The sequence below is a fragment of the Ornithinimicrobium pekingense DSM 21552 genome, from assembly GCF_000421185.1.
GTDB lineage: Bacteria > Actinomycetota > Actinomycetes > Actinomycetales > Dermatophilaceae > Ornithinicoccus > Ornithinicoccus pekingensis.
Genome location: NZ_ATWJ01000001.1, coordinates 38,201 through 53,000 on the forward strand (window position 1 = coordinate 38,201; position 14,800 = coordinate 53,000).

Annotated in this window: 16 protein-coding genes and 3 tRNA genes; 3 read left to right on the plus strand and 16 right to left on the minus strand. The window is 72.3% G+C overall.

The features are described 5' to 3' along the window. Window positions 1-59 precede the first annotated feature (59 nt). Together secE and K330_RS0100240 are read right to left on the minus strand one after the other, a co-directional pair. A complete protein-coding gene (gene secE / locus K330_RS18080; RefSeq protein ID WP_022919850.1) occupies window positions 60-305 on the minus strand; it encodes a preprotein translocase subunit SecE in 246 nt (81 codons plus the stop codon). Window positions 306-371: 66 nt separating this feature from the next. After that, window positions 372-444: transfer RNA gene (locus tag K330_RS0100240), tRNA-Trp, on the minus strand. A 122-nt stretch (window positions 445-566) separates the two neighbouring features. Here K330_RS0100240 and K330_RS0100245 point away from each other — a divergent pair. Further along, window positions 567-1,781 carry a pyridoxal phosphate-dependent aminotransferase gene (locus tag K330_RS0100245; protein ID WP_029202144.1) on the plus strand — a complete coding sequence of 405 codons (1,215 nt, stop codon included), beginning with the start codon at window positions 567-569 and terminating at the stop codon, window positions 1,779-1,781. A 93-nt stretch (window positions 1,782-1,874) separates the two neighbouring features. On the opposite strand, the gene argG is transcribed toward K330_RS0100245, so the two are convergent. The 5 genes from argG to K330_RS0100270 all read right to left on the minus strand — a co-directional run bounded on the left by argG (window position 1,875) and on the right by K330_RS0100270 (window position 6,892). After that, entirely contained in the window at window positions 1,875-3,329 is a 1,455-nt protein-coding gene (gene argG, locus K330_RS0100250; protein ID WP_022919852.1) for an argininosuccinate synthase, read from the minus strand. A gap of 74 nt (window positions 3,330-3,403) precedes the next feature. Next, on the minus strand, window positions 3,404-4,114 hold the full coding sequence (locus K330_RS0100255) for a membrane protein (RefSeq protein ID WP_022919853.1): 711 nt from the start codon (window positions 4,112-4,114) through the stop codon (window positions 3,404-3,406). Further along, the gene (locus K330_RS0100260) at window positions 4,111-5,034 is read right to left on the minus strand and encodes an ABC transporter ATP-binding protein (protein WP_022919854.1); all 924 of its coding nucleotides are present in this window, start codon (window positions 5,032-5,034) and stop codon (window positions 4,111-4,113) included. Before K330_RS0100260 ends, K330_RS0100255 begins: the two co-directional genes overlap by 4 nt. Continuing rightward, on the minus strand, window positions 5,031-5,918 hold the full coding sequence (locus K330_RS0100265; protein ID WP_022919855.1) for an ABC transporter permease: 888 nt from the start codon (window positions 5,916-5,918) through the stop codon (window positions 5,031-5,033). The genes K330_RS0100260 and K330_RS0100265 overlap by 4 nt, the downstream gene beginning before the upstream one ends. Beyond that, window positions 5,915-6,892: an ABC transporter ATP-binding protein gene (locus tag K330_RS0100270; protein ID WP_022919856.1), complete on the minus strand. Its 978-nt coding sequence runs from the start codon at window positions 6,890-6,892 to the stop codon at window positions 5,915-5,917. The genes K330_RS0100265 and K330_RS0100270 overlap by 4 nt, the downstream gene beginning before the upstream one ends. A gap of 97 nt (window positions 6,893-6,989) precedes the next feature. On the opposite strand from K330_RS0100270, the gene K330_RS18085 reads away from it, so the two are divergent. Both K330_RS18085 and K330_RS0100280 read left to right on the plus strand, forming a co-directional pair. Then, the gene (locus K330_RS18085; protein WP_022919857.1) at window positions 6,990-8,114 is read left to right on the plus strand and encodes an adenosine deaminase; all 1,125 of its coding nucleotides are present in this window, start codon (window positions 6,990-6,992) and stop codon (window positions 8,112-8,114) included. 437 nt (window positions 8,115-8,551) lie between these two features. Beyond that, the gene (locus K330_RS0100280; protein ID WP_156875623.1) at window positions 8,552-8,866 is read left to right on the plus strand and encodes a hypothetical protein; all 315 of its coding nucleotides are present in this window, start codon (window positions 8,552-8,554) and stop codon (window positions 8,864-8,866) included. 42 nt (window positions 8,867-8,908) lie between these two features. On the opposite strand, the gene K330_RS23470 is transcribed toward K330_RS0100280, so the two are convergent. The 9 genes from K330_RS23470 to K330_RS0100325 form a co-directional block, all read right to left on the minus strand. Then, the gene (locus tag K330_RS23470; protein WP_156875624.1) at window positions 8,909-9,826 is read right to left on the minus strand and encodes a hypothetical protein; all 918 of its coding nucleotides are present in this window, start codon (window positions 9,824-9,826) and stop codon (window positions 8,909-8,911) included. Window positions 9,827-9,865: 39 nt separating this feature from the next. Beyond that, entirely contained in the window at window positions 9,866-10,972 is a 1,107-nt protein-coding gene (locus K330_RS0100290; protein ID WP_022919860.1) for a UDP-N-acetylmuramate dehydrogenase, read from the minus strand. Next, window positions 10,969-11,379, minus strand: coding sequence for a MaoC/PaaZ C-terminal domain-containing protein (locus K330_RS0100295; RefSeq protein WP_022919861.1), 411 nt, complete (start codon window positions 11,377-11,379; stop codon window positions 10,969-10,971). Before K330_RS0100295 ends, K330_RS0100290 begins: the two co-directional genes overlap by 4 nt. Beyond that, entirely contained in the window at window positions 11,379-11,825 is a 447-nt protein-coding gene (locus tag K330_RS0100300) for an FAS1-like dehydratase domain-containing protein (RefSeq protein ID WP_029202147.1), read from the minus strand. Before K330_RS0100300 ends, K330_RS0100295 begins: the two co-directional genes overlap by 1 nt. Window positions 11,826-11,957: 132 nt before the next feature. Continuing rightward, window positions 11,958-12,128 carry a 50S ribosomal protein L33 gene (rpmG, locus tag K330_RS0100305; protein ID WP_022919863.1) on the minus strand — a complete coding sequence of 57 codons (171 nt, stop codon included), beginning with the start codon at window positions 12,126-12,128 and terminating at the stop codon, window positions 11,958-11,960. Window positions 12,129-12,180: 52 nt separating this feature from the next. Then, window positions 12,181-12,254, minus strand: a tRNA-Met gene (locus K330_RS0100310). A 33-nt stretch (window positions 12,255-12,287) separates the two neighbouring features. Further along, a tRNA-Thr gene (locus K330_RS0100315) sits at window positions 12,288-12,360 on the minus strand. 111 nt (window positions 12,361-12,471) lie between these two features. Beyond that, complete coding sequence (locus K330_RS0100320; protein ID WP_022919864.1) at window positions 12,472-13,374, minus strand: MaoC/PaaZ C-terminal domain-containing protein; 903 nt, start codon at window positions 13,372-13,374, stop codon at window positions 12,472-12,474. A gap of 2 nt (window positions 13,375-13,376) precedes the next feature. Further along, window positions 13,377-14,798 carry a 3-oxoacyl-ACP reductase gene (locus K330_RS0100325; protein WP_029202148.1) on the minus strand — a complete coding sequence of 474 codons (1,422 nt, stop codon included), beginning with the start codon at window positions 14,796-14,798 and terminating at the stop codon, window positions 13,377-13,379. Window positions 14,799-14,800 lie beyond the last annotated feature (2 nt).

The window sequence follows — 14,800 nt, forward strand, 5'->3', positions numbered from 1 at the left end:
CCTACTTCCTGATGGTCTGGCTCGGTGCCTCACGCACCGTGGTGTGCTCGCGGTGGAGGTCAGTTCCCGAAGACGAGACCCATCAACCACCGGAAGATCTGGTCCAGGCCGAACACGTAGCCCATCACCGCGCACACGAACACGAAGACGACCACGGTGTAGGTGATCAGCTCCTGCCGCGTGGGCTGGACAACCTTGCGCAGCTCGGCCAGGACCTGCTCGACGAAGCTCGCCGGACGGGGCGGCTGACCGGAGCCGGGCTGGCTACGGGCGACACCCTCGGTGTCGTGGGCCGGATTCGCCACGGGTTGCCTTCCTCGAGCGGGTATGTGGTCACGACCGTCGCGCCGGCGGCGCCGTGGTCGTTCGCGCAGGGCATGAGGGACTCGAACCCCCAACCGCCGGTTTTGGAGACCGGTGCTCTACCAATTGAGCTAATGCCCTTCACCGGGTGCCCTGTGCCTCTGCTCCGTGCTCCGTCTGCGTTGGGGGCAGGCTTGCGCACGGTGCGAACACCCGAACAGGCAGTCTACGTGAGCCCCGACGCAGGTGCAAAGATGGTCCGCGTGAGCGACCAGACCCGCACCCGTATCTCCCGGCGCATCGGCTCCATCGCCGAGTCCGCCACCCTGGCCGTCGACGCGAAGGCCAAGGCGCTGAAGGCCGAGGGGCGCCCGGTCATCGGCTTCGGCGCCGGAGAGCCCGACTTTCCCACACCCGGGTACATCGTGGAGGCCGCCGTGGCAGCGGCCGCCGACCCGGTCAACCACCGCTACTCCCCCGCCGGCGGGCTGCCGGACCTCAAGGCCGCCGTCGTCGCCAAGACGCAGCGCGACTCCGGGTATGCCGTGGAGCCGGCCCAGGTGCTCGTCACCAACGGTGGCAAGCAGGCGGTCTACAACACCTTCGCCGCGCTGCTCGACCCCGGTGACGAGGTCATCCTCCCCACGCCCTACTGGACCACCTACCCCGAGGCGATCCGGCTGGCCGGCGGGAGGCCGGTCGAGGTGTTCGCCGGGGCCGACGCGTCATACCTGGTGACCGTGGACCAGCTCGAGGCGGCACGCACCGACCGCACCAAGGTGCTGCTCTTCTGCTCCCCCTCCAACCCGACCGGGGCCGTCTACCCGCCGGAGCAGGTCGAGGCGATCGGCCGCTGGGCGCTGGAGCACGGGATCTGGGTGGTGACCGACGAGATCTACGAGCACCTGCTCTACGACGGCGCGCAGGCCCCCTCGATGCCGGTCGTGGTCCCCGAGCTCGCCGACACCTGCGTCGTGCTCAACGGGGTGGCCAAGACCTATGCGATGACCGGCTGGCGGGTGGGCTGGATGGTCGGCCCCAAGGACGTGATCAAGGCGGCGACGAACCTGCAGAGCCACGCGACCTCCAACGTCGCCAACGTCTCCCAGCGCGCGGCCGTCGCGGCGCTCAACGGGTCGCTGGACGCCGTCGAGGAGATGCGCACCGCCTTCGACCGGCGCCGCCGCACCATGGTCGAGATGCTGAACGCGATCGACGGCGTGCGCTGCCCCGTGCCGCAGGGGGCCTTCTACGCCTACCCCTCGGTCGAGGGCGTCCTCGGCAAGGAGATCCGTGGCCGCCGGCCGCAGACCTCCGCCGAGCTGGCCGCGCTCATCCTGGACGAGGTCGAGGTGGCGGTGGTGCCGGGCGAGGCGTTCGGCCCCAGCGGTTACCTGCGGCTGTCCTACGCCCTGGGCGACGACAACCTGACGGAGGGCGTGGGCCGCATCCAGTCGCTCCTGGGTGAGGCCCGCTGAGCCGAGACCGACACGACGCAGTGAAAGTCGCCCGGTGCAGGGGAAGCTTCCCCCGCACCGGGCGACTTTCGTCGTCACCGGCTCCGGTGGAGGTCAGTCGGTGCCGAACTCCATCGCGGCCCAGTCGAGGGCCTCCTCCTCCTCGTCGGTCGGCCCCACGCCGCCGGCGATCGACTCCGCGCCGCCGGCCTCGAGGTGCCCGACGAGCTTGGTCGTGGCCATCCCCAGGGCGGAGACCCCGGCGGCGTCGCCGTTGCCGAGCAGCCCCATCGCGACGTACTGCTCCAGGCGGGCGCGCGAGTCGGCGATGTCGAGGTTGCGCATCGTCAGCTGACCGATCCGGTCCGTCGGGCCGAAGGCCGCGTTGGCCACCCGCTCCATCGACAGCTTGTCCGGGTGGTAGGAGAAGCTGTCGCCGGAGGTGTCGACGATCGAGTAGTCCTCACCACGGCGCAGCCGCACCGTCACCGACCCGGTGACGGCCGAGGCGACCCAACGCTGCAGGGACTCCCGGATCATCAGCGCCTGCGGGTCGAGCCAGCGGCCCTCGTACATCAGCCGGCCCAGCGCCCGCCCCTGCTCGTGGTAGGCCGCGATCGTGTCCTCGTTGTGGATGGCGTTGACCAGCCGCTCGTAGACGATGTGCAGCAGGGCCATGCCCGGCGCCTCGTAGATGCCGCGCGACTTGGCCTCGATGATGCGGTTCTCGATCTGGTCGGCCATGCCCAGACCGTGCCGGCCACCGATCTCGTTGGCCTTCATGACCAGGGCGACCGGGTCACCGCCGAGGTCGTCACCGTTGATCGCGACAGGCCGGCCGTCGCGGAAGGTGACCGTCACGTCCTCGGGCTCGATCTGGACCTGCGGGTCCCAGAACCGCACCCCCATGATCGGCTCGACGATCTCCATCCCCGTGTCGAGGTGCTCCAGCGCCTTGGCCTCGTGCGTCGCGCCCCAGATGTTGGCGTCGGTGGAGTAGGCCTTCTCCTTGCTGGCCCTGTAGGGCAGGTCGCGCTCGGAGAGCCACTGGCTCATCTCGTCGCGGCCGCCCAGCTCGTGCACGAACGCCTCGTCCAGCCACGGCTTGTAGATGCGCAGCTGGGGGTTGGCGAGCAGGCCGTAGCGGTAGAACCGCTCGATGTCGTTGCCCTTGTAGGTCGACCCGTCGCCCCAGATGTGGACGCCGTCGGCCTTCATCGCCTGGATGAGCATGGTGCCGGTCACGGCACGGCCCAGCGGGGTGGTGTTGAAGTAGGTCCGCCCCCCGGAACGGATGTGGAAGGCGCCGCACGCGAGGGCGACCAGCCCCTCCTCGACCAGCGCCGGCCGGCAGTCGACCAGCCGGGCGACCTCGGCGCCGTACTCCTGCGCGCGCCCCGGGACGCCGTCGATGTCGGACTCGTCGTACTGACCGATGTGGGCCGTGTAGGTGCAGGGCACGGCGCCCTTCTCTCGCATCCAGGCGACCGCCACGGAGGTGTCGAGACCGCCCGAAAAGGCGATCCCGACGCGTTCACCGACAGGGATGCTCGTCAAGACCTTGGACATGAGGAGCAGTGTATGCGGTCAAACGCATAGATATTCAATCCGCAGTTCAGAGAGGTGTCGGTGATCGCGTGCCGCTACTCGTCGCCCTTGAGCTGGAAGCGCTGCAGCCGCCAGCCGGCGGCACCGACCCCGACGACCAGCACGACGACGGCCGCGACGACGGCATACCCCAGGCCCAGGTCGGCCACCGGCAGGTCGATGTCGGCGACCGGCTCGGTGAGCCGCTGCGTGAAGGACTGGACCGAGACGTAGCGGATGCCGGTCAGCAGCGAGCCCATCGCCCGCTCCAGGATCAGCGCGTAGACCAGGCCGGCGATCATCCCGTGGCGGGTGGCGGCGGACATGAGCGTGAACAGCGCGGTGTAGAGCACGGCCCCGATCGCCCCGGCCGCCGCGGAGCCGAGCACCCAGCGGCTGCTCACCCCGCCGGCCAGGGCCGCCCCGGCCAGGCCACCCGAGCTCAGGACGACCGACACCCCGGCGGCCGTGAGCCACTTGGAGGCGGCCACGACATACCGGGAGACGGGGGTCGACAACAGGTAGACCACGGATCCGTCGTCGATCTCCGGGCCGAGCACACCGTTGGCGGCGAGCAGCGCGACCAGCGGCACGACGACCGCCAGGCCGACCTCGACGAGGATGAGCCGCGCGCTGACCGGCTCGCCGGTGAGCATCCGCACGACGGCGGCGAGCAGCACCAGCAGCGCGGGGAGGGCGACGAGGACCAGGCCGCGGCGCTGGCCGACGAGGCCGCGCAGGGCCAGACGGCTGATGGTGGGGTTCATGACTGCACCAGGTAGGTGAAGACCGACTCGAGCGACTCGTCGGTGGGGGTGAGCTCACGGACGGTGATGCCGGCCCCGCGTGCGAGCGTGGGCAGGGCGCGGGCGAAGGCTCCCATGTCGGTGACCTCGACGTGCACCTCACTGCCGCCGGCCGGTGCCTGCAGGCTGACCCCGCGCACGCTGGGCTGGCCCATGAGGGCGGCGGCCAGGCGACGGTCGTCGCTGCTGCGCACCGTGTAGTGGGTGGGCCGGTCGGTCATCAGCCGGCGGATCGCGCCGAAGTCGCCGCTGGCCGCGTGCCGCCCGGAGACGACGACCTCGACGTGCCGGGCGATGTGCTCGACCTCCTCGAGGATGTGGCTGGAGAAGAGCACGGTGCGGCCCTGCTCCCCCATCCGGGTCAGCAGGTCCATCAGGTGCATCCGCTGCCGCGGGTCGACCCCGTTGAACGGCTCGTCGAGCAGCAGCACCTCCGGCTCGTGCACCAGCGCGCTGGCCAGCTTGGCACGCTGGCGCATCCCCTTGGAGTAGGTGCTGATGGCCCGGTCCGCGGCCTCGACGAGGTCGACCTCCTCGAGCGCGCGCTGGGTGGCAGCCCGGGGGTCGCGCAGCTTGTGCAGCTCGGCGTTGGCCTGCACGAACTGACGTCCGGTCAGGTAGGCGAAGCTGACCTCCCGCTCGGGGACGAGCCCCAGGCGGGAGTAGGTCGCCACGTTGCTCCACACGTCCTCCCCGTCGAGCCGGACGGTGCCGGCGGAGGGTGCGAGGAAGCCGGACATCATCGAGATGAGCGTCGACTTGCCGGCACCGTTGGGACCGAGGAGGCCGGTGACACCGGGGCCGATGGTCATCGTGACGTCGTTGACGGCGACGACGTTGCCGTACCAGCGGCTGACGCGGTCGAGGACGAGCTCGGTCATCGTGACCCCTTGCCCCGGTAGCGGCGGACGAGCAGGAGCAGCCCGACGGCGGCTGCGGTCAGCGCGACGAGCAGCATGCCGGCGGCGGTCGCCGCGTCGTCCGGCGGAGCCTCGAAGGAGGTGGTGGCCTCACCCAGGCCGTGCTGGACGGCGTCGACGAGCACGAAGGGCGAGAGCAGTCCCAGCCAGGTGGCGGCGGTCTCCTGGCCCTGCTCGTTGCCGACCTCCTGCAGCACCGCGGTGACGCCGAGGCCGAAGAGCAGGACCACGATCGACCCGCCGATCGCCAGCCCGCGGCGCGTCGTGAGGCTGGACACGACGGCTCCGACGGTGGCGAGCAGGACCGCGAGCAGGACGGCGCCGCCCATCGCCACCAGCCAGCGCGGCAGCTCCTCGCCCACGTCCGTGCCGGCCGCGAGACCACCGACGAACATGATGACCAGCGGGGTGACGACGAAGGCGAGGATGGCCGCCACCAGCGAGGCCCAGCGCACGAGCGCGAAGGTGGCCGGGCCGAGCGGCCGGGCGAGGTAGAGGCTGATGACGCCCGAGCGAAGGTCGCGGGTGAACAGCACGGGCGCCTGCGCGGCGACGAACATGATGACGAACAGCGATGTCACCTGCTGGTAGCCCGCATAGTTGAGCAGCTCCGAGTCCAGCCCGAGGAAGCTGATGATGCCCACGAAGACGATGGCCGGCACGAGCGCCATGACCAGCAGGGCGAAGGGCAGCACCTTGGCCTTGCCCGACCTGCCGAAGCCGAAGGTGGACAGGGCACCGTGCCGCAGCAGGCCGGTGATGATGCCCCACCTGCTCACCCGGGGCCCGCGGTAGGGGCGGTAGCCGATGTCGTGGATGACACCGGCGCGGTCCTCGGTGGTCATCGGGCTGCCTCCTCGCGGAAGACGTCCTCGAGCCGGCCGGTCTGCGGCTGCACCCGGACCAGGCCCAGGCCCAGGTCGGCCGCGGTGTCGCGCACGAGGTCCCGCAGGGCGTCGTGCACGGCGGCCGCCTGCTCCTCGGGTATGCCGTCGCGGCGGTCGGGGTCGATCTCGATCAGCGCCCCCCGGGCCCGGCAGCTCACACCGCGGGCGGCGAGCGCCTCGCCCATGCGGGCCTGTGCCGGCGTGCCGTCCGGCGCCGCGTCGCCGATGACCTCGACGAGGACCACCCCCGTGTCGCCCAGGAAGGACTGGGTCGCCTCGGAGCGGAGCAGGTGGCCGGAGTCCAGGACGACGACGTGGTCGCTGATGCGCTCCAGCTCGCCGAGCAGGTGGGAGGTGACGAGCACGGGGATCCCGAAGTCGTGGCCGATCCTGCGCACCAGCGCCAGCATGTCGTCACGCGCCGCAGGGTCGAGACCGTTGGTGGGCTCGTCGAGCATGATCAGCGCAGGGTCGTGCACCAGCGCCTGGGCGAGCTTGGCGCGCTGCTTCATCCCGGTCGAGTAGCCGCCCATGAGCCGGTAGCGCTCCTCGGCCAGCCCCACGTGGCGCAGGACGTCTGCGGCGCGCTCGCGGGCGGCCGCCGCAGGCAGGCCGGAGACCTGCCCCATGTGCACCACGAAGTCGATCGCGCGCATGTCCGGCGGCAGGCAGTCGTGCTCGGGCATGTAGCCGACCGCGGTGCGGATCGCCTCACCCTCGGTGCGGATGTCGTGCCCCAGGACACGTGCGTCGCCGGAGGTCGGGCTGAGCAGCCCCAGCAGGATTTTGATGAGGGTGGACTTGCCGGCACCGTTCGCACCGACGAGCCCGGTCACCCCCGCGTCGACGTCGATGGTGAGGCCGTCGAGGGCGGCGACGCCGCTGCTGCTGCCGTAGCGTTTCGTCAGCGCCTCTGTCTGGATCACCCCCATGACCGATCACCCTAGTGAGCGGTGCTGGGCTTTGGCTGGGGTGCAGGCCCCCGTGTCGCGCGGGGGTCAGCCGGCGCGGGATATACATGGAGGCACCATGACCGCCCCCTCCTCACCCGCCTCCAACGTGACCGGTCGTGCCCTGCACACGCTGCCGAAGGCCCACCTGCACCTGCACTTCACCGGCTCCATGCGCATCACGACGCTGCGTGAGCTCGCGGACAAGCATGGCCTGCGGCTGCCCCCCGCCCTGACGACGCAGTGGCCGCCCGAGCTGAGTGCCCGGGACGAGCGGGGCTGGTTCCGGTTCCAGCGACTCTACGACGCGGCACGGGCCTGCGTGCGGGACGAGGCGGACATGCGACGGATCGTGCGGGAGGCCGCCGAGGACGACGCGGCGGAGGGGTCTCGCTGGCTCGAGATCCAGGTCGACCCGACCTCATACGCCCCGTTCGTGGGCGGCATCACGCCCGCGATCGAGATCGTGCTCGACGAGGCCCGCGCCGCGAGCGCCGACACGGGCACCCAGGTGGCCGTGGTCGTCGCCGCGAGCCGGATGCGCCATCCGCTGGACGCGCGGACCCTGGCCCGGCTCGCCGCCCGGCACGCCGGCGTCGGGGCGGGGTCGGTGGTGGGGTTCGGTCTGAGCAACGACGAGCGCCGAGGCATGACCGAGGACTTCGCGGCCGCCTTCCGGATCGCCCGGCGGGCCGGTCTGGCGAGCGTCCCCCACGCCGGTGAGCTCCTGGGCGCCGACCACGTCGAGGTCGCCCTCGAGCACCTCGCCCCCGACCGGTTGGGACACGGCGTGCGGTCGGTGGAGGACCCAGAGGTCCTGCGCCGGGTGGTCGAGGAGCAGGTCGTCCTGGAGGTCTGCCCGACCAGCAACGTCGCGCTGGGCGTCTACGGCTCCGCGGCCGAGGTGCCGCTGCCCCGCCTGCTCGCCGCGGGTGCCCTGGTGGCCCTCGGCGCCGACGACCCGTTGCTCTTCGGCAGCCGCCTCGTCGACCAGTACTCCCTCGCACGTGAGGCCCACGGTCTCGACGACGCCGCGCTCGCCCAGCTGGCCCGCGGCTCGATCGAAGGATCCCAGGCACCGCCCGACGTGCGGGCGCGGCTGCTGCAGGGCGTCGATGAGTGGCTCGGGGAGCCCCAGCGCGCCATGACCGTCGACCGTTCCGCGGTCAGCGGGGCGGTGTGCTCGGCCCGGGACGCCGTCTAGGGCGGGGATACACGCGCCTCACGTGACATTGGTGCACCACCTGCACCAAAGGGTCGGCTGGTGCACCACCTGCACCAAAGGGTCGGCTGGTGCACCACCTGCATCAAAGGGTCGGCTGGTGCACCCTGTGTGCCACGGGGTCGGTTGGTGTACGGAGCACGCCAATGTCACCTGTAGCCGTCCACACGTCCCCTCGGACTCACGGCTTGTCCACAGCCGTGCTGCCAGCCGTGGCACCGAGCCGCACCGCCCCGGATGCTCGGCGGATGGGAAAGAGGAGCGGCCTAGCGGGGGCGCGGCGAGATGTCGGGCTGGCCCTACGAGCACACCGACGGGAACGCGGGGAGAGCCAGCGGGCGTACGCCCGCAAGCGGCGGCTGAGCAGAGATGTCCTTGTCCGGGCCGAGGTGGATGCCGGCGGGCTGCGTCTCGACGCTGTGATGCAGCTCCTGGAGGGGACAGGGTTCGGGCTCGCCGTTGTCCGCACCGACCAAGCACCACCTGCGATCGGGTGGGACCTCACGGACCTGGAGGCGCGGACCCGTCGCGGCAGCCGTTTCCCGGCCCACCGCCAGGTGCGCCGGAGCGTCCGGGGACCGCTGTGGTGGCACTACCACGAGGTCCTGGGCGGTAGGGGGCTCGGCCCGCAACCGGCGTGGACCGCCGAGGGGTTCATCCCGCCGGAGGGCACGCGCTACGGCAAGGAGCCACGACCCTACGAGGAGGGCGAGGGGCCGCGCTGGCCCTACTAGGACCTGGGGGCCCGATTCGGGCCATGCGGCTCGTCCCGGAGGTCAGTCCCCGGCCAGCGGTCGCAGCGCCGCGGTGATGGTCACGTCCTGCGGGTCGAGCCACGGCGCGACCGTCTCCAGCACCGCGTCGACGGTGGCACGGTCGGTGACGACCACCTCCACCTCGAGCCGGCCGGAGACCCCGCCTGCCCCTGCGGAGAGCAGGCGCAGCTCCGCGAAGCGGTCGCTGAGCGCTTCCTGGGCGGCGCGCATCGCGGCCTGGGTCGGCAGGTCCAGCTGCTCGACGCACAGGCCGCCCTTCCAGACCGTCCGCAGCTGGGCGAACGCCGCCTCCGGGTCGGAGGTGACCACCACGTTGAACAGGCTCGAGCCGTCGGACACCCAGGAGGTCACGTAGCCGTCCAGCCCGTCGAGGGCGACCGCCACGCGCTCCTGCGCGCCGAGGTCCCCGGACGCCGACCGGTCGCCGTCGATATAGGGGTCCTCGCAGAGCTGCTCGAACGAGACGTCGCCGGGACTGGGCACGGCATACCCCTCGGGCGGGTCGGCCGAGACGGGCCGAGAGAGGGTGAAGGAGCCCTGGTCGCCTCCCCCGCCGGGGTCGTAGGTACCGACGGCCCACCACGCCGTGTCGGTCCAGGTGACGCCACCCGAGCGCTGCGGCGCCACGTCGTCCCAGGAGAAGTCGCCCTCGAGCACCGGCCCGCCGCACTGCGGCGGGAGGGACTCCGCGACGCCACCGACGCAGATCTCCACCGGCCGGTCCGGCGCCGACTGCATCAGCAGACCGTGGGCCACGAGCTTCTCGCCCGGCTCGACCACGACCGGGCCGTCAACGTGGTCCGACGAGCCCTGCGACGGCCCGGCTCCCGGCGGATTCGCCGTCGTCGCCCCGCATCCGGAGACAGCCAGCAGTGCGCCGACGAGAGCGGCGTGCCAGGCGCGAGTGCTGAGCCTCATGCCGAGATGACGCGCCGGGGGTGTGGAGGGTTCCGCCGCTCAGAGCTCCAGACCGACCAGCACCGGCTCGTTGACCAGCCGGACGCCGAACGCGTCCTCGACGCCGTCACGGATCTCCCGTGCCAGGGCGAGGACGTCTCCGGCGCGGGCAGACCCGCGGTTGGTGAGCGCGAGCGTGTGCTTCGTGGACAACCCCGCGGGCCGGCCGTCACGGGTCGCGTAGCCCTTGCCGAAGCCGGCCCTGTCGATCAGCCAGGCGGCGGAGGTCTTGACGAAGGAGCCGTCCTCGGCGGGGAACTCCGGCGGCACCGGGCCCTCGACGCCCAGCCTCGCCGCCGCCCGGTCCCGCAGCGACGCCATCTGCTCCCGGGTCAGGATCGGGTTGGTGAAGAACGAGCCGCAGCTCCAGGTGTCGTTGTCCGGCGCGTCCAGCACCATGCCGCGCTGCCGCCGCTGCTCCAGCACCGCCTCGCGGGCCTCGCGCAGCGGGACCCTGGCACCGAGCTCGACGCCCAGGCCGGAGGCGAGCGCCGCATACCCGATCGGCTGGGAGAGCTCGGTCGGTCGCAGCGAGAAGGTGACCGAGAGCACCACGTAGCGTGGTGTCACCGCGCCGGCGGGCGCGTCGGGGCCGAGCATCGACTCCTTGAGCACCGAGTGCCGGTAGGAGAACCGCAGGTCTGTGGCGAACATCGTGCGCACGCGGGCCTCGGCACGGTCCCAGACCCGCACCCGCGAGATCGTCTGGGCGACCTCCTGCCCGTAGGCACCGACGTTCTGCACCGGAGTGGCACCGGTGGCCCCGGGGATGCCGGAGAGCGCCTCGATGCCGGACCAGCCGTGCTCGACGGCGTGGGCGACGACGTCGTCCCAGACCTCCCCGGCGGCGACCGTCGCGGTCACTCCCCCGCAGGCGCTGTCGTGCGGCACCTCGATGCCGGTGGTCCGGACGAGCACGACCGTGCCCGGGAAACCCTCGTCGGACACCAGCAGGTTGGACCCGCCGCCCACGACGAGCAGCGGCTCGCCCGCCTCGTCGGCCTCGCGCACCGCCTCGATCAGCTCGTCCTCGGTCGTGGCGGTGACGAGCCTCCGGGGCGGCCCGCCGACCCGCATCGTGGTCAGCTCGGCCAGCGGCCGGGTCACAGGCGGACCACGGCCTGGCAGCGCCCGAGGACCTTCTGACCGCCGCTGGTGACGGTGAGCTCGAGGGTCTGGGTGCCGGCCTCCTCGTCCACCTTCCGCACCGTCCCCTCCACGAGCACCTCGACGGTCCCTCCCTCCGGGACGACGACCATGCCGGTGAACTTGGTGGTGCACGACAGGATCCGTCCGGGGTCGCCCCCGACGTAGGCCGTAACGACGTCCATGGCCGCCCCCATCGTCCACATGCCGTGCGCGATGACGTCGTCCAGCCCCACGGAGCGGGCGACCTCGGCGTCCTGGTGGATGGGGTTCTGGTCGCCGGACGCGTCGGCGTAGTCGACGAGGCGGGCCCGGTCGACCGTGACCGTCTGGCTCAGGGCCGCGGTGCCGGTGGTCTGCCCGCTCATCAGCTCTCCCCCCGCACGACGATGGTGGAGGTGACGGTGGTGACCGGCTGCCCGTCGTCGTCGGCCAGCTCCACGCGCGTGGTGACCATGCCGTGGCCGCCCGCCTCGCGGACCCGGTCCACGTGCAGCACTCCCGTGAGGACGTCGCCGGCGACGATCGGCCGGTGGTGGGTGAAGCCCTCCTCGCCGTGCACGACCCGGGAGAAGTCGATGCCCGCGGCCGGGTCCTGCACCAGCTGGGCCTCGCACTGCTGGGCAAGGCGCACCGCGAAGGTCGGTGGGGCGACGACGTCGGGATAGCCGAGCGCCTGCGCGGCCTGCGGGTCGCGGTGGGCCTCGCCGGTCGAGCCGATCGCGTCGGCGAAGCTGGTGATCTCCTCGCGGCTGACCGTGAACGGGCCGGCCGGCGGGTACTCACGGCCGGCGTAGTCGGGGTTGAGGGCCATGCGCGCCAGCCTAACCGGGTCGGTGCGCCCGTCCCGGCCGACCGTGCGCGTCCCCGGCGGCGCACGGCATACCCCGACGACGACGAAGGCCGCCACCCGGTGCGGGTGACGGCCTCGTGGAGCTGACTGCTGTCAGCGGGTCTCGCGGTGCGCGGTGTGCTTGCCGCAGCGCGGGCAGAACTTCGCCATCTCGAGCCGGTCGGGGTTGTTCCGACGGTTCTTCTTGGTGATGTAGTTGCGCTCCTTGCACTCCGTGCACGCCAGGGTGATCTTCGGACGGACGTCCTGGGACTTGCCAGCCATGGGGCAACCTGCTCTCGAAAGGTGGTGTCTGGTTCGTGCGGGATGTTCTCGGTAGCGGGAGCGGGGCTCGATCCCGCGACCTCACGATTATGAGTCGTGCGCTCTAACCAGCTGAGCTATCCCGCCTCGGGAGGCGACCCGTGCGGGCCAGCCTGCCAGAGCCCCCAAACGGAATCGAACCGTTGACCTTCTCCTTACCATGGAGACGCTCTACCGACTGAGCTATAGGGGCGGGCTGTGACCCCACGCATCCGGTGCGGACCCGCGGGCAGCGAGAAGCAACCTTACACGACGGTGCCGGACACCTCCAAAACGGCCTGACCGGCACCGTCGCCAGGGTCGGTCAACCGCTTCTGACCTGCATCGACAGGTGGATCCGGCTGCCGTCGCGGGAGGTGACGGCGAGGGCGCCGGAGCCGTCCCGCACGCCGCCGCGCAGCACCACCGTCGAGGGCAGCAGGATCGCCTTGACGAACTGCGCGTCGACCACGTAGCGCTCCGGGAGGCGGGGCTCGACGGCGGCGAGCGCGCGCGCGTGCGTCCACATGCCGTGGGCGATCGCCCGGGGGAAGCCGAGGGCCTTCGCCGGCAGCGCCCCGAGGTGGATCGGGTTGGCGTCGCCCGCCACCCGGGCGTAGCGGCGACCCAGGTCGGCCGGCAGGCGCCAGGTGGCCAGCTCGGTCCGCGGTATGTCGTCCTCGCGCCCCCCGGGCGGGGGCGCGGTGCCGTCGCCCTTCCCGCGGGCGAGGTAGGTGCTTCGGCCCTCCCAGACGACCTCGTCATCCACCCTCGCCTCGCCGACGAGGTCGACGGTGTGCCCCTTGCGGTGCGGGGCCAGGCGCTCCGCCCACGAGCTGAGCGTGAGCTCCTCCCCCACCGTGACGGGCCGGTGCAGCGTCATCGTGTTGGCGACGTGCACCAGCCCCATCATCGGGAACGGGAAGTCGCGGCCGGCCATGAGCGCGACCTGCAGCGGGAAGGTGAGCACGTGCAGCCACGTGGCCGGCAGCCGGTCGGAGAGGACCGATCCGGTGACCTCGCCGTAGTCGGCCAGCCGCCGCACGTCCTGCGCGACGCCGGTGAGCACCAGCCGCCGGTCGGGCAGGCTCCCCCGGGCACCGGGGCGTCCCGCCGAGGTGGCCAGCCCGGTGACGAAGGACCGCGCGACCGAGGGGGCGGAGGCGAGCAGCCGGACGTCGAGGTCGGTGGCGGCGGGCCGGCCGGCGGCCGGTGGGGGTGCGCCCATGCTCAGGCCCCCATCATCAGCTGGCCGCAGACCCGCAGCGTCCGCCCGGTGACTGCGGCGCTGGCCGGAGAGCTCAGGTAGCAGATCGCCTCGGCCACGTCGAGGGGCGTGCCCGCCTGCTGCAGGCTGTTGAGCCGCTCGCCCATCGTGCGGGTCAGGAACGGCACCTTGCCCCACATCTCGGTGGCGATGACCCCGGGCGCGACGGCGTTGACCGTGATGCCCCGCGCGGTCAGCCGCGGCTCGGCGGCCATGGCGCGGACCAGCCCGATGACCCCCGCCTTGGAGGCCGCGTAGTTCGTCTGCCCGCGGTTGCCGGCGAAACCGGTCGTCGAGGAGACACCGACGATGCGTCCGCCGTCGTCGAGCCCGCCGGGCAGCTCGGGGTCGAGCAGCACGTCGTTGATCCGGATCTGCGCGGCCAGGTTGACCTCCAGCACGCTGCCCCACCGCTCCTCGTCGAGGTTGACGAGCAGCTTGTCGCGGGTGATGCCGGCGTTGTGCACGACCGTGTGGATCCGGGCGCCGTCGCCGAAGCGCTGCGCCACGTGCGCGGCGATGCGTCGCCCGGCGTCGGGCGCGGTGATGTCGAGCTGCAGGGCCGTCCCGCCGATGCGGTTGGCGACCTGGGCCAGGCCCTGCCCGCCGGCCGGGACGTCGACCGCCACGACGGCCGCCCCGTCCCGGGCGTAGACCTCGGCGATGCTGGCCCCGATCCCGCGCCCGGCACCGGTCACCACGACGACCTGCCCCTCGAAGGGGCGGGCGGAGGTGACCTCCGTGACCCTGCCCTCCTCGGCGTGACCGACGTGCAATACCTGGCCGGAGACGTAGGCCGACCGCCCCTCCAGCAGGAAGGACAGCGTCGAGGCCAGGTCGGTCGGCGTGGTCGGGGCGTCGGTGAGCAGGTCCACCCGCACGAGGTTGGCGGTGGCGCCCTTGCGCAGCTCCTTGCCGACGCTGCGCACGACGCCCTCGATCCCCTGCTGGACCGCCACCGCTGTCGGTCCACCGGCGGTGTCGGGCTCCAGGCCCACCACGACGACGCGGCCGGAGCCCTCCAGCGCCCTGAGGGCCGGGCGCAGGACACCACGCAGGTCCTCCAGGTCGGCGACGGCGGTGGCCGCGGTCGCGTCGACGACGACCGCGCCGACCGTGCCGGGGTAGGGGGCGGGCACCTCGCGCGTCCGGCCCTCGTCGTCGGTCTGGCTCACCCGGGTGTGCGGGGTGTCGACCAGGGCCTCCTCGACCGGCAGCCCGAGCAGCTCCAGCGTGCGGCGCACGAGCGAGGGTGAGCCGCCGGCCGAACCGACGACGACGGCACCCGTGGGCAGCTCGCGGCCGCGCCGCAGCCTGGCCGCCTGCGGGACGCCGAGCTGCTTGGCCAGCGGGTTGGTGGTCAGCATCTGCATGAGGTCGGCCATGG